The organism is Halomonas sp. GXIMD04776 (genome assembly GCF_049808615.1).
GTDB lineage: Bacteria > Pseudomonadota > Gammaproteobacteria > Pseudomonadales > Halomonadaceae > Modicisalibacter.
Window position 1 is genome coordinate 118,804 of record NZ_JBNCAN010000006.1, and the last position, 18,248, is coordinate 137,051.

General features: G+C 59.9%; 12 protein-coding genes and 3 tRNA genes. 13 read left to right on the forward strand and 2 right to left on the reverse strand.

The annotated features are described in order from the left end of the window. Positions 1-357: 357 nt before the first annotated feature. From ACPF7Z_RS05775 to eno, 3 genes are read left to right on the forward strand one after another with little or no spacing between them, the layout of a single operon-like run. Positions 358-2,010, forward strand: a complete 1,653-nt coding sequence (locus ACPF7Z_RS05775) for a CTP synthase (protein WP_425192235.1) — start codon at positions 358-360, stop codon at positions 2,008-2,010. After that, complete coding sequence (kdsA, locus tag ACPF7Z_RS05780; RefSeq protein ID WP_425192236.1) at positions 2,007-2,852, forward strand: 3-deoxy-8-phosphooctulonate synthase; 846 nt, start codon at positions 2,007-2,009, stop codon at positions 2,850-2,852. The genes ACPF7Z_RS05775 and kdsA overlap by 4 nt, the downstream gene beginning before the upstream one ends. A 44-nt stretch (positions 2,853-2,896) precedes the next feature. Beyond that, on the forward strand, positions 2,897-4,192 hold the full coding sequence (gene eno, locus ACPF7Z_RS05785; protein WP_425192237.1) for a phosphopyruvate hydratase: 1,296 nt from the start codon (positions 2,897-2,899) through the stop codon (positions 4,190-4,192). Positions 4,193-4,750: 558 nt separating this feature from the next. Here eno and fdxA read toward each other — a convergent pair. Together fdxA and mutS are read right to left on the reverse strand one after the other, a co-directional pair. Beyond that, positions 4,751-5,074: a ferredoxin FdxA gene (gene fdxA, locus ACPF7Z_RS05790; protein ID WP_425192238.1), complete on the reverse strand. Its 324-nt coding sequence runs from the start codon at positions 5,072-5,074 to the stop codon at positions 4,751-4,753. A 164-nt stretch (positions 5,075-5,238) separates the two neighbouring features. Further along, a complete protein-coding gene (mutS, locus tag ACPF7Z_RS05795) occupies positions 5,239-7,827 on the reverse strand; it encodes a DNA mismatch repair protein MutS (RefSeq protein ID WP_425192239.1) in 2,589 nt (862 codons plus the stop codon). Positions 7,828-8,003: 176 nt separating this feature from the next. On the opposite strand from mutS, the gene ACPF7Z_RS05800 reads away from it, so the two are divergent. The 10 genes from ACPF7Z_RS05800 to ACPF7Z_RS05845 all read left to right on the forward strand — a co-directional run bounded on the left by ACPF7Z_RS05800 (position 8,004) and on the right by ACPF7Z_RS05845 (position 18,240). After that, positions 8,004-10,943: an AsmA family protein gene (locus ACPF7Z_RS05800; RefSeq protein ID WP_425192240.1), complete on the forward strand. Its 2,940-nt coding sequence runs from the start codon at positions 8,004-8,006 to the stop codon at positions 10,941-10,943. A 100-nt stretch (positions 10,944-11,043) separates the two neighbouring features. After that, positions 11,044-11,535 carry a CinA family protein gene (locus ACPF7Z_RS05805; protein ID WP_425192241.1) on the forward strand — a complete coding sequence of 164 codons (492 nt, stop codon included), beginning with the start codon at positions 11,044-11,046 and terminating at the stop codon, positions 11,533-11,535. A 111-nt stretch (positions 11,536-11,646) separates the two neighbouring features. Then, positions 11,647-12,735, forward strand: coding sequence for a recombinase RecA (recA, locus tag ACPF7Z_RS05810; protein ID WP_425192242.1), 1,089 nt, complete (start codon positions 11,647-11,649; stop codon positions 12,733-12,735). A 2-nt stretch (positions 12,736-12,737) separates the two neighbouring features. Continuing rightward, complete coding sequence (locus tag ACPF7Z_RS05815; RefSeq protein ID WP_425192243.1) at positions 12,738-13,238, forward strand: regulatory protein RecX; 501 nt, start codon at positions 12,738-12,740, stop codon at positions 13,236-13,238. 167 nt (positions 13,239-13,405) lie between these two features. Then, complete coding sequence (gene alaS, locus ACPF7Z_RS05820) at positions 13,406-16,009, forward strand: alanine--tRNA ligase (RefSeq protein ID WP_425192244.1); 2,604 nt, start codon at positions 13,406-13,408, stop codon at positions 16,007-16,009. A gap of 87 nt (positions 16,010-16,096) precedes the next feature. Beyond that, entirely contained in the window at positions 16,097-17,344 is a 1,248-nt protein-coding gene (locus tag ACPF7Z_RS05825; RefSeq protein WP_425192245.1) for an aspartate kinase, read from the forward strand. A gap of 212 nt (positions 17,345-17,556) precedes the next feature. After that, positions 17,557-17,763, forward strand: a complete 207-nt coding sequence (gene csrA / locus ACPF7Z_RS05830) for a carbon storage regulator CsrA (RefSeq protein ID WP_425192246.1) — start codon at positions 17,557-17,559, stop codon at positions 17,761-17,763. Between the two features lie 83 nt (positions 17,764-17,846). Continuing rightward, a tRNA-Ser gene (locus tag ACPF7Z_RS05835) sits at positions 17,847-17,939 on the forward strand. 107 nt (positions 17,940-18,046) lie between these two features. Further along, positions 18,047-18,123, forward strand: a tRNA-Arg gene (locus tag ACPF7Z_RS05840). Positions 18,124-18,163: 40 nt separating this feature from the next. Continuing rightward, positions 18,164-18,240 (forward strand) — tRNA-Arg (locus ACPF7Z_RS05845). The last annotated feature ends 8 nt before the right edge of the window (positions 18,241-18,248 follow it).

Genomic DNA, 18,248 nt, shown 5'->3' on the forward strand with positions numbered 1-18,248 from the left:
GCCACTGCGTTCGCGATGGCGCCTTCGCGAAAGTCGCTTTACCGCGCAGCCTGTTGCTAGACCCCATGCCGAGCGGCGCCAGGTGCAGGAAAAAGCGAAGCTCCTTTTTCAGGGCCGGAAAATACATCCATGCTATTCCGGCATTTCCGCCATCCATGGCGGTCAGATGAAAAGGGAGCGCCTAGGGATGGGTTTACAGCGTCTTCGCTGTTCCTGTACCTGGGGTAGCCGCGGTAATGCAACGCAGCGTTCTAAATTGAGCCCCCACCCCGAGTCTGCTATTCTGGCGTCCCATCCGGGCCCGATTCTCCTTGCGGCCCTTTTTAGAGCTTCTGCTCACGATTCGACAGGTTTTCCATGACACGATATATCTTCGTGACCGGCGGCGTTGTGTCCTCTCTCGGCAAGGGCATCGCCTCAGCCTCCCTCGCAGCGATTCTCGAGGCGCGCGGCCTCAAGGTCACCATGCTCAAGCTGGACCCGTACATCAACGTTGATCCGGGCACCATGAGTCCGTTCCAGCACGGCGAGGTATTCGTCACCGAAGATGGCGCGGAGACCGATCTCGACCTAGGGCACTACGAGCGTTTCATCCGCACCAAGATGACCCAGGCCAACAACTTCACCACCGGCCGCGTCTATGAACACGTGCTACGTAAGGAACGTCGCGGCGACTACCTGGGGGGCACCGTGCAGGTGATCCCGCACATCACCGACGAGATCAAGCGCCGTATCTACGAAGGCGGCGAAGGCTTCGATGTGGCGCTGGTGGAAATCGGCGGCACCGTGGGGGACATCGAATCGCTGCCGTTTCTCGAGTCGATTCGTCAGCTTCGCAGCGAAGTGGGTGCCCAGCGTGCGCTGTTCATGCACCTGACCCTGGTGCCCTACATCAAGACCGCCGGCGAGACCAAGACCAAGCCGACCCAGCACAGCGTCAAGGAACTGCGCTCCATCGGCATCCAGCCGGACATCCTGATCTGTCGCAGCGAGGTCGAGCTCGAGGAGACCGAGCGGCGCAAGATTGCGCTGTTCACCAACGTCGAGGAGCGGGCCGTGGTGCCGCTGCAGGACGCCGACACCATCTATCGCATCCCGCTGATGCTGCACGAATTTGGTCTGGACGAGATCGTCTGCGACAAGCTGCGTCTCGAGGCCCCGGAGGCCGATCTGACCGAATGGATTCATGTGCTGGATGCCAAGCTCAACCCCTTGAAGTCGATCAACATCGCCATGGTCGGCAAGTACATGGAACTGCTCGACGCCTATAAATCGCTCAACGAGGCGTTGGTGCACGCGGGCATCCAGTCTCGGGTCAAGATCAACATCGATTACGTCGATGCGGAGGTGATCGAGCGCCATGGCACCGAGCGCCTGGCCGGCAAGGATGCGATTCTGGTGCCTGGCGGCTTTGGTGAGCGGGGCGTGGAGGGCAAGGTTCTGGCGGCTCGCTATGCTCGTGAGCAGAGGGTGCCCTATTTAGGCATCTGTCTGGGCATGCAGGTCGCGGTGATCGAGTTCGCGCGCCATGTCGCCGGCTGGGAGGATGCCAATTCCACGGAGTTCAGCCGTGATACCCAGCATCCGGTGATCTCGCTCATCGCCGAATGGATCACGCCGGAAGGCAAGATCGAATTGCGTGACGAGGCGTCCGACTTGGGCGGCACCATGCGTCTGGGCGGACAGGTCTGCCAGCTCAAGCCGGGTTCCAAGGCCCATCAGGCCTACGGGTTGGATGCCATCACCGAGCGTCATCGTCATCGTTACGAGGTCAACAACCAGTTCGTCGAGGCGCTGGAGCAGGCCGGGCTGGTCGTCTCCGGCAAGAGCGTCGACAACTCTCTGATGGAAGTGATCGAATTGCCGGATCACCCCTGGTTCGTGGCTTGCCAGTTCCACCCCGAATTCACTTCCACGCCGCGGGATGGGCATCCGTTGTTTTCCGGCTTCGTGCAGGCAGCGCTTGAGCATAAGGCGGCGCGCGCTCGCGCTCAGGGAGTGGTGACATGAGCGACCGGGTCGTTGAGTTCGCCGGCCTGCAGGTCGGCAATACGCTGCCGTTCATGCTGTTCGGCGGGATGAACGTGCTGGAATCTCGGGACATGGCGATGGACGTCGCCGAGACCTATATCGAGGTGTGCGCTCGTTTGGGCATCCCCTATGTGTTCAAGGCCAGTTTCGACAAGGCCAATCGCAGCTCGATCCACTCCTACCGTGGTCCTGGTCTGGAAAAAGGCATCGAGATCCTTGCCGATATCAAGTCGCGCTTCGATGTGCCTGTTATCACCGACGTGCACGAGCCTTGGCAGGCGGCGCCGGTAGCCGAGGTGGCGGATATCATTCAACTGCCGGCGTTTCTGGCGCGTCAGACCGATCTGGTGGTGGCCATGGCCGAGACCGGGGCGGTGATCAACATCAAGAAGCCGCAGTTCGTCGCTCCCCATGAGATGCGCCATATCATCAAGAAATGCCAGGAAGCGGGTAACGAGCGCCTGATCCTATGCGAGCGCGGCTCGAGCTTCGGCTACAATAACCTGGTGGTCGACATGCTTGGCTTCGGCGAGATGAAGCAGACCGATTTCCCGGTCATTTTCGATGTGACCCATTCATTGCAGCGCCCCGGCGGTCGCTCGGACAGCGCCGACGGGCGCCGTGCTCAGGTGTTCGATCTGGCTCGTGCCGGAATCGCCGTGGGCCTGGCCGGACTGTTTCTCGAGGCCCATCCCGATCCGGATAAGGCACTGTGTGACGGACCCTGCGCCTTGCCGCTGGACAGGCTTGAGCCGTTCCTGAATCAACTCAAGCAGCTCGATGAACTGGTCAAGGGTTTTCCCACGATCCAGGTACAGTAATCTCGTTTCCGACAACGCTGAACCAAACAAAAGGATGGCATGACATGGCAGAGATCGCCGATATTCACGCTCTGGAAGTACTCGACTCCCGCGGCAATCCGACCGTACAGGCCGAGGTCATTCTCAAAAGCGGTACGCGCGCCAGTGCCTGTGCGCCAAGCGGTGCCTCCACCGGTTCTCGGGAAGCGTTGGAGCTGCGCGATGGCGACAAGGCGCGCTATCTGGGCAAGGGTGTGCTCAAGGCCGTCGAGGCGGTAAACACCAAGATTCGCGAACGCCTCATGGGCATGGATGCCAGCGATCAGCGGGGGCTGGACAACGCCATGCTGGAACTCGACGGCACCGACAACAAGGCCAACCTGGGCGCCAACGCCATCCTCGCGGTCTCCCTGGCTGCCGCCAAGGCCGCCGCCACCGAGCAGGGTGTCCCGCTCTATGCCCACATCGCCGAGCTATATGGTCAGCCCGGTCAGTACAGCATGCCGGTGCCGATGATGAACATCATCAACGGCGGTGAACACGCCGATAACAATGTCGACATGCAGGAGTTCATGATTCAGCCGGTGGGTGCGCCAAATTTCCGTGAGGCGCTGCGCATGGGAGCGGAAATCTTTCATGCCTTGAAAAAGGTACTTTCCAGCCGAGGTCTGGCCACGGCGGTAGGTGACGAAGGCGGCTTCGCTCCCAATCTGGATTCCAATGCCGAGGCCCTGGCGGTGATCAAGCAAGCGGTGACGGATGCCGGCTATACCCTGGGCAAGGACATTACCCTGGCACTCGACTGTGCCTCTTCTGAGTTCTACAAAGACGGCGAGTATGATCTGGCCGGCGAAGGCAAGCGCTATGACGCCGCCGGGTTTGCCGACTACTTGGCGGGGCTGGTCGAACAGTACCCGATTGTCTCCATCGAGGACGGCATGGATGAGTCCGATTGGGATGGTTGGAAGATCCTGACCGACAAGCTCGGCGACAAGGTGCAACTGGTGGGCGATGATCTGTTCGTCACCAACACGCGTATCCTCAAGCGCGGCATCGACGAGTCGATCGGCAACTCGATACTGATCAAGTTCAATCAGATCGGGTCGCTCTCCGAAACCCTGGACGCCATCAAGATGGCTCAGGACGCAGGGTTCACGGCGGTGATCTCGCATCGCAGCGGCGAGACCGAGGATACCACCATCGCCGACCTTGCCGTGGCAACCTCCGCGGGGCAGATCAAGACCGGTTCGCTCAGCCGCTCAGATCGTATCGCCAAGTACAACCGCCTATTGGTAATCGAGCAGGAACTGGGCGACAAGGCCCGGTATCCCGGGCTCAAGGCCATCAAGGGTCAAGGGTGAGCCAAGTTTTCATCTTCTGCGTTTGAATTCCGTGTTACGGATTTAACTAAAACTCTGTGTCAGCGGTATCGGTCATCTTGATGCCGCTGCATCATTCGGCGCGGTTGTAATGCTTACAACCTCTTCTTGCCTCTCTTGACCGTCGTCAATGTCTTCACTTCGTGTAAGACATTTCCTACAAAGAGGCGAGGTTCTTATGGACAAAACTAACTTAAATTAGTTTTTGCCCATGCGCTGCTGATAACAAGCTCTTGTTTTAGAACACTTCAAATTTTTTCTAAAGTTTGGTCGCTATCAGTCGATATTGGCCCCCCCCGTTGCGAGGTTTCCTCAATCTGACAAGATAGACACAGGACTTCGTTAGCCAAGCGCTAACAGCAGGGACGCACATGGTCGTTGGCTCGTTCGGCATGACAGACAGGAGGTCGGGACCGGACAAGGAAGAAGCCAAGGGAAGCGGGTACAGGGAATTACCCTCATGGAACGGCTGGGAGCGGGCGACCTTCGGGTCGCCTTTTTTATGCTCTGTAGGGTGTTGGCCCTTTGTGGTGCTGGTCTTCAGCGTTCGAGTTGCTCGAGTTTGCCGGGTTTGCCGTCCCACGCTTCGGCATCCTCTGGCGGGTCCTTCTTCTCGGTAATATTCGGCCACACCTCGGCGAGCTCAGCATTGATTTCAATGAAGGCCTCTTGATTGTCCGGCAGTTCGTCTTCCGAGAAAATTGCTTCTGCGGGGCACTCCGGCTCGCACAGCGCGCAGTCGATGCACTCGTCGGGGTGGATCACCAGAAAGTTGGGACCTTCGTAGAAGCAGTCGACCGGACACACCTCCACGCAATCGGTGTACTTGCAGCGGATGCAGTTTTCGGTGACGACGAATGTCATGGTGTCTCCCTCGGGCTTGATGTGCTAGATGCCGTCGCATCAGCGGTTGAATGTTATAAAAACGTGCTGTTTATAAGGCTTTGTTTTATCGAGTTCCGATTCTAGTCACGCTGGACCTGGGCGAACAAGTCGTACCTGCACGACCGGCTATGCGGTCATTTCCTTTAAAGGGTCTCACGCCAGCGATACAGCAGCTCGAGGGCTTGCCGAGGCGACAGCTCGTCCAGTGCCAGGCTACTGAGTTCGTCAATCAGCGGATGCGGCGTGCTGGCGAACAGGTCCGCTTGCTGGGGGGCTGTGCTTGCAGGCCTATTGCCTGATGAGCGCTGGCCCTGATCGATCTCCTGCTGTTCGAGACCGGTCAGCTTGTCCCGGGCTCGCGCAATGACACTTTGCGGCACCCCGGCCAACTGTGCCACCTGCAGACCATAACTCTGGCTGGCAGGGCCTTCCTCCACCCGATGCATGAACACGATACCGTCCTTGTGTTCCGCCGCGGTGAGATGCACGTTGGCCACGCCCTCGAGCTGCTCCGCCAGGGCGGTCATCTCGAAATAGTGGGTGGCGAACAGCGTGAAGGCCTTGACCCGGGCCAGGTGCTCGGCGCTCGCCCAGGCCAGGGACAGGCCATCGAAGGTGCTGGTGCCGCGTCCTATCTCGTCCATCAGTACCAGGCTTTCTTCGGTCGCATTATGCAGGATGCTGGCGGTTTCGGTCATTTCCACCATGAAGGTCGAACGTCCGCCGGCGAGATCGTCGCTCGAGCCGATGCGGGTGAAGATGCGATCCAGGGTGCCGATCTCGGCCCGCTCGGCGGGCACAAAGCTGCCACAGTGAGCGAGCAGTGCGATCAATGCCGCCTGGCGCATATAAGTAGATTTACCACCCATGTTGGGTCCGGTGATCACCAGCATATGACGCTCTGGATCAAGACGCAGGTCATTGGGTACGAAGGGGTGTTCGCTGACATGCTCCACCACCGGGTGACGCCCGTCGAGGATGCAGATGCCCGGTGTGTCGAGAAGCTGCGGACGCACGAAATCCAGCGCCTGAGCGCGTTCGGCGAAAGTCGTCAGCACGTCGAGGGCGGCCAGGGCTTGTCCCGTCGCTTGAAGCGGGTTGAGTTCAGCGTTCAGGGTGTCGAGCAAGCCCTCATAGAGCAGTTTCTCCCGGGCCAGGGCCTTGGATTTTGCCGACAGCGCCTTGTCTTCGAACTCCTTGAGCTCGGGAATAATAAAGCGCTCAGCATTCTTTAGCGTCTGGCGGCGAATATAGTCTGCCGGGGCGTCCCGAGCCTGGGCGCGGGGGATCTCGATGAAGTAGCCGTGTACCCGGTTGTAGCCGACCTTGAGTCCGGCCAGCCCGGTGCGCTCCCGCTCCCGGGTCTCGAGCTTCACCAGATAGTCGCCGGCATGCTCCGCCAGGCCGCGGAACTCGTCGAGTTCCTCATCAAAGCCTGGGGCAATCACGCCGCCATCGCGAATCACCACCGGCGGGTTGTCGAGCAGGGCGCGAGTCAGAAGATCGGCCAGATCCGGGTAAGGGTGAATATGATGGCGTAAGTCATCGAGGACGCTGCCGTCATCCAGTTGGGCCAGCTCTTCCTGAAGATCCGGCAGCGCGTTCAGCGCATCGCGCAGGCGTGCCAGATCCCGGGGGCGGGCGCTGCGCAGGGCAACCCGGGCGAGAATGCGTTCGACATCGCCGATCTGTTTGAGCATGTCGTGCAGGGGGGCGTGCGCCTCATTGCCCAGCAGCAACTGCACTGCGCCTTGGCGGGCGACGATCTGCTCGCGACTGCGCAGTGGGCGATTGAGCCAGCGCTTGAGCAAGCGCGCCCCCATGGCCGTGGCGGAAGTGTCGAGCACGCTGGCCAGGGTGTTGTCACCCGTACCGCTCAGATTGGTGTCGATCTCGAGATTGCGGCGGCTGGCGGCGTCGATGACCACCGCATCGTCGCGGCTTTCCACTCCCAGGGCCGTTACATGAGGTAGTCGCGAGCGCTGGGTATCCCGGGCGTAGTCGATGAGTACTCCGGCGGCGGTGATGGCAAGCGATAGGTGGGCGCAGCCGAAGCCCCGCAGGTCGGCGACGCCGAACTGATCGCACAACAACCGGGTCGCGGATTCCAGGTCGAACAGCCATTCGCTTTGACGTTTGAGCCCTCGGCGCTCTCTCAAGCTGGCTGGCAGCTCCCGCTCGTCGGCGGTCAGCAGCTCCGCTGGATCGAGGCGATGGATTTCCGCCAGCATATCGGCGTCGCTATCGACTTCGAGCACGCTGAAGCGACCGCTTGATAGCTCCAGCCAGGCAATCCCCCAGCGCCCGTTTCGGCAATGCAAGGTGACCAGAAGATTGTCGCGCTTGGCGTCGAGCAGGGCCTCGTCATGCAGCGTACCCGGCGTGACGATGCGCACCACCCTGCGTTCCACCGGCCCCTTGCTGGTGGCCGGGTCGCCTATTTGCTCGCAGATCGCCACGGATTCGCCACACTTGACCAGACGCGCCAGATAGCCCTCGGCGCTGTGGTAGGGCACGCCGGCCATGGGAATCGGCTTGCCCGCGGATTGACCGCGCTGGGTGAGGGTAATGTCGAGCAACTGCGCGGCGCGACGAGCATCGTCGAAGAACAACTCGTAGAAATCGCCCATGCGATAGAACAGCAACACCCCCGGATGTTCGCGCTTGATCTTGAGATACTGCGCCATCATCGGGGTATGTTGGGGGCTTTTCGTCTCGATCGCGTCTGGCATGGCGTATTCGAATTCCCTTTATACGTGGGCCGGCCATTCTATCCCAGTCCACCGAGGCTTCGACAGTTCGATTGACGATGACGGCAGCAGCTATGCTGTCAAGGAGCTGCTGGAAGAAACGAAGAGTAAGGTGGATGAGGCGTTTTACACCTTGATCGGCAGGGCAAGGAGGCGATGTGAGACAGACGTTTCGATGGAGCCTGCTGGGAGTTCTGGGCCTTGTGGCACTGCTGGTGGGGCCGATGTTGCTGATCGAATCCTCCTGGGCTCGGGCCTTGCTGGAAGATCAGATCAGTAAGCGTCTAAACGGACGCGACGTGGAAATCGGCGAGCTCGAGATCGACTGGGGTTGGCCGTTGTCGATCCGGCTCGAACGGCTCAGCGTTGCCAATCCCGATTGGGTGCCTCACTCACATCTGCTCGACCTCGAGGCCTTGGCGCTCACTCTGGATCTGGGCGCGCTGCTGCAAGGCAAGGTCGCGCTCGAGCGTCTGCATCTGCAGCGCCCGGAAATTCACTTGGCCAGGCGCGAGGATGGCACCACTAGCTGGTCGGGGCTATTCGCTGGTGACGATAAGCAAAGTGGCGAGGGCGGGGGGCCTACCATCAGCCCGGACGTGGTCAGCATCGATCAAGGACGCCTGACCTATGGCGATGCCGCGCGGGACCTGGAGCTTGCTGTCGAGGTTCGCACCCAGGACTCTGACCAAGCCACTAATGCGGGAGGGCCGCGGCGAATCCTGATCGATGGACAGGGCATCTATCAGGACGAGTCCGTGACGTTCAGTGGGCGAGGCGGGACGCCATCGGCGGCTCTGAACGATGAATCCGAGGCCTATCCGCTGCAACTTCAAGGCGCGCTCGGCCAGCTGCACGCCAGTTTCGATGGGCGGCTGCGCGATATTGCCCAACCGCTGTCATTAGAGGGAAAGATCGACGTGAGTGCTCCGGAGAAGACTGATCTGGCAGCCTTGCTCGACAAGCCTGAACTCGATCTACCGGGGCTCGAGTTCCATGCCCGGCTGAGTCACGTCGATCGGCATTGGGCGCTCGAGGAGATCGACGCGCAATTGGGAGACAGCACCGTCATCGGTTCGGCGAGGGTGACCCTGGGTGAGCGTCCACGCATCGACGTCCAGCTCGATGCCGATCGGCTCAAGCTCGAGCAGTGGGGCGTCACCGAACTGGGTAGCGACCAGGAGCGACGACAAGCGGAACAGGCCATCGAGCAGAAGGCCGAGCATGTTGCCTGGGATCGACGCTGGGCCGAACGTCTGGTGCCTCTGACTAAGGTCGATGCGCGCATCGATCTCGCTGTCGACAGGGTGAGTTATGGTGACACCCGGCTCAGCGGGGTAGTCCTTAGAGGCGGTCTCGAACAGGGACGGCTGACGCTGGAGCGCCTGCGTGTCGCCCAGAGTGAAGGAGAGATGGCGGCTCAGGGTTGGCTGAAGGTGGGTTCCGATACCCTGGACGGCGATATCGAACTTCAGGCGAGGCGGCTGGATCTGGGTCAGGCCCTGGCACCGCTCGGATTCCAGGAACTCGGCATTCTGGACGGCAAGCTCAATGCACGTCTCGAACGGGGCGACCTGGAACTGGACGACACGGCGCTGACTTACAGGTCGCCCGATCAGGAGTTATTGCTGCGTGTGAATGCCGAAAGCACCTCCATCGGCGATGAAGACGAGTCGAGGGTGCGCCTTTGGGGTAATGGTCGCCGGCAAGGAGAGCCCTTCGAATATGATGTCGAGGTAGGGCCGCTGCTTACCCTGGACGACCCGGACAAGGCCTACCCGGTTCAGGGCTGGGCGACGTCCCGGAAATCCCGGCTCGAGGTCGATGGCAATCTCGAGCAGCCGCTGAAGATCGCTCAGGCACAAGGCTCATTCCAGCTCTCCGGCCCCAACCCGGCACGCCTCAACCGGCTGACCGGCCTGAATCTTCCCGCCTTGCCGCCTTATCGGCTGGCGGGGGAGCTGCGCGTCAAGGACGAGCTCGTGCGTCTGCTCGGTCTGGACGGGCATTTCGGCAACAGCGATGTCGGCGGTGACGTGCGGCTGCGGCTGAGTGAGCGCAATATGCTATGGGCAACGCTCTACTCCCAACGCCTGGATCTGGATGATCTGGGGCCCTTGTTGGGAGTGGCCCCCGATACAGGGAGCGGCGAGGCGGTCTCTTCCAGGCAGCAGCGTCTTGCCGCCAAGCAGAGGCGTAGTCCGGGCATCTTTCCCGATACACAATGGAACCTGGAGGGACTGCGGCGCATGGACGCCGAGGTGCGCTACAGCGCGACCCAGGTCTCGGCGAAGGATATTCCCATTTCGGAATTTGAACTCGACCTGAGTCTGGAAGAGGGCGTGCTGACCCTGGAGCCGCTACAAGCGGGTATCGGTGGTGGACAAATGATTACGCAGTTGCGTATGGATGCCCGGAAAGCGCCCCTCGACGGCAGTCTCGATCTTTCCCTGCGGCGTATCAACTTGAAACCCTTGCTACGCAAGGTCGAGTTGTCCGACATCGCCAGGGACTCCGCCGGTACCATTGGCGGGCAGGGGAAAGTGCGCTTTCGTGGCAACTCCCTGGATGAGGTAATGGCGGGGCTGGATGGCAATCTGGAACTGGCCATGTCCAGCGGGCGCCTAGACATGTTGGTCATCGAAGCCCTGGGACTCGATCTGGCCGAGGCGCTGATAGGGACCCTGGTGGATTCCGACAAAGTGCCCATGCAGTGCGCCTATACTCGGCTCGATGCAACTCGAGGCGAGGTGGTGGTCGAGCAGTTCTTTATCGGTACCGCGGATAGCAACCTGACCGGTGGCGGCTCGATCGACCTGGGTGACGAACGCCTCGATCTGGTATTCGAGGCGCACCCCAAGGACCCCAGTCTGTTGGCCTCCGATTCGCCGGTGAAACTCCAGGGGCTGCTGAGCGAGCCCAAGGTGGAGGTGGTGTCCCGGGAACTCGTGGCCCGGGGCGTGCTCTCGGTACTGGGGGCGGTCATCGCGCCACCGCTGGCGATCCTGCCCTGGATCGAGCCGGGTACCGGTGAAGGTGTCGGGCCGGGATGCCGGCAGGTCCTGCGGGAGTTTTCTACGGGCGAAGAGATGCGGTGAAGTTCCCGAAATCGAACACGACTCGGCCGGCGGCTTTAAACGTCCGCAAATACCGCTATCCTACGCGTATCATCCGCGCTCGTGAGTATGAGGTAGCCTCATGGTGTACGAAGAGGAATTATTGAAGCTAAGTGAACGCCTGGGCGACGCCTGCCGCCGTCAAACAGCGACGGTGACCACAGCGGAGTCCTGCACCGGCGGCGGTGTTGCCGCGGCGATCACTGATATCGCTGGTAGCTCGGATTACTTCGAGACCGGCTACATAACCTATGCCAACGTCTCCAAAATGCGCTTGCTGAAGGTGTCCAAGTCGATGCTTGAAGGCTACGGCGCCGTCAGTCAGGAGACGGTGGAAGCCATGGTCAAGGGCGCCTGTCTCGAAAGTGGTGCCGATATCGGAGTGGCGGTCAGTGGCATTGCAGGCCCCGATGGTGGCAGCGACGAAAAACCGGTGGGTACCGTGTGGTTTGCCTGGGGCGATGCCTCGCGTCAGCATGCCGAGCGGCACGTATTTGAAGGAGATCGTCTGCAGGTGCGTCATCAGGCGGTGCGAGTGGCGCTTGAAGGACTCATTGACTGGCTTGAAAAATAGCGACGACGGCGACGAAAAATAGCCGATATCCGTGTCTGCAGGAGTAGGCGCGTGATTTTTTTTACGGCATAATACTGGTCAATCATACAGTAATCGTATCGGGAGACATCCATGGCACAGGACGACAATCGTTCAAAAGCCCTCAATGCGGCGCTTTCGCAGATCGAGCGTCAATTCGGCAAAGGCACCGTGATGCGTCTGGGCGACACGCCCCGGGTCATCATGCCCTCTGTATCCACCGGCTCCCTGGGGCTGGATATCGCCTTGGGGATCGGCGGGCTACCGCTGGGCCGTGTCGTCGAGATCTTCGGACCGGAATCCTCGGGCAAGACCACCCTTACGCTGTCGGTCATCGCTCAGGCACAAAAGCAAGGTAAGACCTGTGCCTTTATCGATGCCGAGCACGCCCTTGACCCGAGCTATGCCGAGAAGCTCGGCGTCAATCTCGATGATCTACTGGTTTCCCAGCCGGATACCGGCGAGCAGGCACTGGAAATCTGCGACATGCTGGTACGTTCCGGTGGCGTCGATGTGATCATTATCGATTCCGTGGCGGCCCTTACGCCCCGGGCGGAGATCGAAGGCGAAATGGGCGATTCTCATGTCGGCCTGCAGGCCCGCCTGATGTCTCAGGCGCTGCGCAAGATCACCGGCAACATCAAGAACGCCAACTGCATGGTGGTGTTCATCAACCAGATCCGCATGAAGATCGGTGTGATGTTTGGCAGCCCGGAAACCACCACCGGCGGCAACGCGCTGAAGTTCTACTCCAGCGTACGTCTAGACATTCGCCGTACCGGCTCGGTCAAGGCCGGCGATGAGGTCACCGGTAACGAGACCCGCGTGAAGGTGGTCAAGAACAAGGTGGCGCCACCGTTCCGCCAAGCCGAGTTCCAGATCCTTTACGGCAAAGGCATCTATCACGCCGGAGAGGTTGTGGATCTGGGCGTGCAGTGCAAGCTGGTCGATAAGGCCGGTGCCTGGTACAGCTATCAGGGCAACAAGATCGGCCAGGGCAAGGCCAATGCGGCGCAGTTCCTCGAGGACAACCCGGCGGTCATGGATGAGATCGAAAGCGGCATTCGTGGTCAACTGTTGAGCGCGCCGGAACCCAGGACCGCTGAAAACAAGGAAGGTAAGGAAGCCGAGCCCGAGGCCACTGCCGCCACGAGCGAAGACAGCGAAGACGGTTTGTTCTAAGCATGTCTGGCCTCTTTACGGGTGCAGCGAGCACAGCCAGTGGTGGCGTGTCCGCCCGGGATGATGCCATTCGCCTGTTGGCGCGGCGCGAGTATTCTCGCGTCGAGCTGGAAAGGCGGTTGGCTGCCAAGGGCCATGCAAGCGACGATATTGCCGAAAGTCTGGACGCTTTGGCTAGCGAGGGATTGCAGTCCGATGCGCGTTTCGCTGAGATATTCCTGCGTTCGCATATTGCTCGCGGGCAAGGGCCTCTCAAGGTGCGTGCCGAGCTAGGCGAGCGGGGTGTCGATCGAGAACTGATCCGTGCAACCTTGGCGGAAGCCGATGCCGCAGGTGAGCTCGACTGGTTCAGTCTTGCCTGCGAAGTCTTGGCCAAGCGATTTGAAGGGCCTGGCAGTACGCCCCGGGAGCGCGCCCGCAGGGAGCGTTTTCTCGCTGGGCGTGGTTTCGATTTCGAGCAGTCCCGTCACGCCCTTTCCCATGCCTGGGATAATCTTTTGTAATCCAATACCTGCCCCCTTTAGTCATTTGACGACTGCGTTATACTAGTTCGCCTCGCGACGGCCCCCGGGTGGCGTCTTTTCGTGGTATGACAAGCCATCGTTGTCATTGTCGATCGGCAACGACCGCCTGCCCGCAGCGCCTAAACGCTTATTACCACGGGTTTTCTATGAAAAGCGCAGACATTAGACAGGCCTTCCTGACCTTTTTCGAGGAGCGAGGGCATAGCATCGTGCCGTCGAGCTCCCTGGTGCCGGACAACGACCCGACGCTGCTGTTCACCAATGCGGGCATGGTGCCCTTCAAGGATGTGTTCCTGGGGCGCGACCCGCGTTCTTACGTACGTGCGACTTCGTCCCAGCGCTGCGTGCGCGCCGGCGGCAAGCACAACGATCTGGACAACGTCGGCTATACCGCCCGCCATCACACCTTCTTCGAGATGCTGGGCAACTTTAGCTTCGGCGACTACTTCAAGCAGGATGCCATTCGCTTCGCCTGGGTCTTCCTCACCGAGACCCTGGGCCTGCCAAAGGAAAAGCTCTGGGTCACCGTACACATCAGCGACGACGAGGCCGAGCGCATCTGGAAGGAAGAGATCGGTATCGATCCCGATCGGTTCTCGAAGCTCGATGAGGACAACTTCTGGCAGATGGGCGATACCGGCCCCTGCGGTCCCTGCTCGGAGATTTTCTACGATCACGGTCCCGAGGTCTGGGGGGGGCCTCCGGGTAGTCCCGAAGAAGACGGCGATCGCTATATCGAGATATGGAATCTGGTGTTCATGCAGTTCGATCGTGACGCTGCCGGCAACATGAATCCGCTGCCCAAGCCGTCGATCGATACCGGTATGGGGTTGGAGCGCATCGCTGCAGTGATGCAGGGGGTGCACTCCAACTACGAGATAGACCTGTTCCAGAACCTGCTGATCGCCGCCGCCGAGGCTACCGGGCATGCCGAGTTGAGCGCGCCGTCACTCAGGGTGATAGCCGATCATATCCGTTCCTGCGCCTTCTTGATCGTGGACGGCGTACTGCCCTCCAACGAAGGGCGCGGCTATGTGCTGCGACGAATCATTCGCCGAGCGATTCGCCACGGTCACAAGCTTGGTGCCCGGGAGCCGTTCTTCCATAAGCTCGTGGCGGCGCTGGATGCAGAAATGGGTAAGGCCTATCCCGAACTACGCAAGGCACGTCCACAAATCGAGAAGATCTTGCTCAAGGAAGAAGAGCAGTTCGCGCGCACCCTGGATCATGGCATGGGGTTGCTCGAGTCGGCATTGGAAGACCTGAACGGCGACGTACTGGCCGGCGAGACGGTATTCAAGCTCTACGATACCTACGGTTTCCCCTTCGATCTGACCGCGGATATTTGTCGCGAACGCGGCGTGATGCTCGATGAGGTCGGATTCCAGCGCGAACTCGAGGCCCAGCGTGAACGGGCCCGGGCCGCCAGCCAATTTGGTGCGGATTACACCGCGAGCCTTGAACTCGAGGGTGAGACTACCTTCAGCGGGTATGAGCGCCTCGAGGATGAGTCGCGTATCACCGCGCTGGTCGATGCGGCCGGTAACGCCCTGGCCGAACTCGAAGAGGGCGACAAGGGCGTGGTGGTACTCGATCGCACGCCTTTCTATGCGGAGTCCGGTGGCCAGGTGGGTGATACCGGTTATCTCGACGCTTCCGGTCTGCGCTTCCAGGTCACGGATACCCAGAAGCAGGGCGGCCATCACCTTCACCACGGCGTGGTGATCGAAGGTCGCCTGCAGGTGGGAACGTCGGTGACGCCTCGGGTCGACGCCAGTCTGCGTGCAGCGACAGTGCGCAACCACTCGGCGACGCACCTCATGCATGAGGCGCTCAAGCGCGTGCTTGGGGACCACGTTCAGCAGAAAGGGTCACTGGTGACCGCTGAGCGGTTGCGCTTCGATTTCAGTCATTTCGAGGCGATGAGTCGTGAACAACTCGCCGAGGTAGAGGCCATCGTCAATCAGCAGGTGCTGGCCAACGCCGACACCCGTATCCAGCAGATGACCCTGGACGAAGCGAAGGCCAAGGGCGCGGCGGCGCTGTTCGAAGCCAAGTACAGCGACAGCGTGCGGGTGCTGACCATCGGCGCCGACGACTTTTCCATCGAACTGTGTGGTGGTACTCACGTGGCCCGTAGCGGCGACATCGGCTGCTTCCATATCCTTACCGAAACCGGCATTGCTGCCGGTGTACGACGCATCGAAGCCATCACCGGCGAAGGCGCCCTGGATTATTTCCGCGATCAGGAGGCCCGGGTGGCGCGTATCGGCGAGCGTCTCAAGGTCAAACCCGAGCGGGTCGAGGAGCGAGTCGACTCATTGATCGAGCGCAATCGCGAGATGGAAAAGGAGCTCGAGCGGCTCAAGGCCAAACTGACCAGCGCCGCCGGTAGCGACATGCTCAGTGAGACCCGGGAAGTCGCCGGTATCAAGGTGCTGGCCAAGCAGGTCGAAGGCGTGTCCGGTAAGGAGTTGCGTGGTTTGCTCGATCAACTCAAGAACAAGCTGGGGTCTGGCGTATTGGTGCTGGGTGCGACCAGCGGTGACAAGGTGAGCCTGATCGCCGGGGTCACCGATGATCTGACGACTCGGATCAAGGCCGGAGAGCTGGTCAATCATGTCGCCGCTCAGGTTGGCGGTAAAGGGGGAGGCCGTGCCGACATGGCCCAAGCCGGAGGGAGCGATGCTGCGGCACTGCCCAGAGCGCTCGACAGTGTGCCGACTTGGCTGGAGAGCCAGCTGAGCTAGAGGATCGAGATCAGGAGCCCTCGTCGATTATCCAGCGATTATGGCAACCTGCTTCTTTGAACTTACGACCACAAGAGTAGACAATTCATGGCGCTATACGTACAGAAATTTGGCGGTACCTCAGTGGGTTCCGTGGAACGTATCAAGGCCGTCGCCGAGAAGGTCAAGCGATTTCGTGACGAGGGCCATCAGGTCGTCGTCGTGGTGTCGGCGATGAGCGGCGAAACCAATCGCCTGATCGAACTGGCGGGGCAGATCAATGACGAACCGACGCCCCGCGAAATGGATATGCTGGTCTCGACCGGTGAGCAAGTGACCATCTCGTTGCTGGCCATGGCGCTACAGAAAGCGGGTGTTCCCGCGACCTCCTACACTGGAGCGCAGGTAGGAATTCGCACCGATAGTGCTCATACCAAGGCACGCATCCAGCGCATCGAAACCGATGATCTGCGTCAAGACCTTGCCGAGGGGCAGGTGGTCGTGGTTGCCGGTTTTCAGGGTGTCGATGAAGAAGGCAATATCACCACCCTGGGGCGCGGCGGCTCGGATACCACGGGCGTTGCCTTGGCCGCGGCGCTCAAGGCCGACGAATGTCAGATCTATACCGATGTCGATGGCGTCTACACCACAGATCCCCGGGTCTGTGCCAAGGCACAGCGCCTTGAAACCATCACCGTGGAGGAAATGCTCGAACTGGCTAGCCTGGGCTCCAAGGTGTTGCAGATTCGTGCCGTCGAATTCGCCGGTAAATACAACGTTCCCCTGCGTGTGCTATCCAGTTTCGAGGATGGCCCAGGCACCCTGATCATCGCCGACCAAGACGAAGAGGATTCCATGGAAGAGCCGCTCATTTCAGGCATCGCCTTTACTGCCAACGAAGCCAAGCTGACCCTGCTCAACACACCGGATGTGCCGGGTGTCGCCTGGCGCATCCTGGGCCCGATTGCCGATGCCAATATCGAAGTCGACATGATCGTGCAGAATGTGGCGCCGGCGGGTAATTACACCGACTTTACCTTTACCGTGGCCAAGGGTGACTACAAGCAGACCATGAAGATTCTCAAGGAGCAGGTGCTGCCGGACCTGGGTGAGGGGGAATTGCGTGGTGACGATAACATAGCTAAAGTTTCCCTTGTGGGTGTAGGCATGCGTTCTCACGCGGGGGTCGCGTCTAGAATGTTCCGCACATTGGCTGAAGAGAACATCAACATTCGTATGGTATCCACGTCGGAAATCAAGATTTCCGTGGTGATCGATGAGAAACAAATGGAGCTGGCGGTACGCACGCTTCACAAGGCCTTTGGCCTGGACAAGCAAGACGTTGAAAGCGAGTAGGCTGGACGCTTTTAACTTAACGTGGATTAAATTGTTCAGAAAGGCTAGTCTTCTTGCGCTTTTCATCTAATCCAGTATGAGCTGGGTGATGTAATGTCGTTATGAGGCTTGTCTCGCGGTGATTCACGGTGCGCAAAACATACAGGTACTGCACTGCACGAGCCGTCTGCGCTGCAGCGTACCCTTTGGAAGAAGTATGAAAGGAGATCAGCATGCTCATCCTGACTCGCCGTGTTGGCGAAACGTTGATGATCGGCGACGATATAACCGTGACGGTACTAGGTGTAAAAGGTAACCAGGTGCGTATTGGCGTCAACGCACCGCGGGATGTTGCCGTTCACCGCGAAGAGATCTATCAGCGTATACAGCGTGAAAAAACCGACGGCGAGGACGACGACAGTGGTTTTCGAGGCGCATAGGATTCATGGCTGAGACAGAAAAATCCTGCCCAAGGGTGGACAGGTATAGCTGTAATCGGTAACCTACGCGCCGTGTTGATGAGGGAGAGATGGCCGAGTGGCTGAAGGCGCTCCCCTGCTAAGGGAGTATAGGGTTTATAGCCCTATCGAGGGTTCGAATCCCTCTCTCTCCGCCATTTTAGTCGAGTTGATCATGGCTCATCAGCATCGCGGGAAAGATGGATTGGCTGTATAAGGCCGAGAGGAAGTCGAGGTCTAAAGGCATCAACACTTTCTGAATCGAGCGCCCGTAGCTCAGCTGGATAGAGTACCTGACTACGAATCAGGTGGTCGGAGGTTCGAATCCTCCCGGGCGTGCCATCTTATCGGTACCTTTCTGTAGTCTTGCGAAACCTGTTTTGCGCCCGTAGCTCAGCTGGATAGAGTACCTGACTACGAATCAGGTGGTCGGAGGTTCGAATCCTCCCGGGCGTGCCAAGATTCAA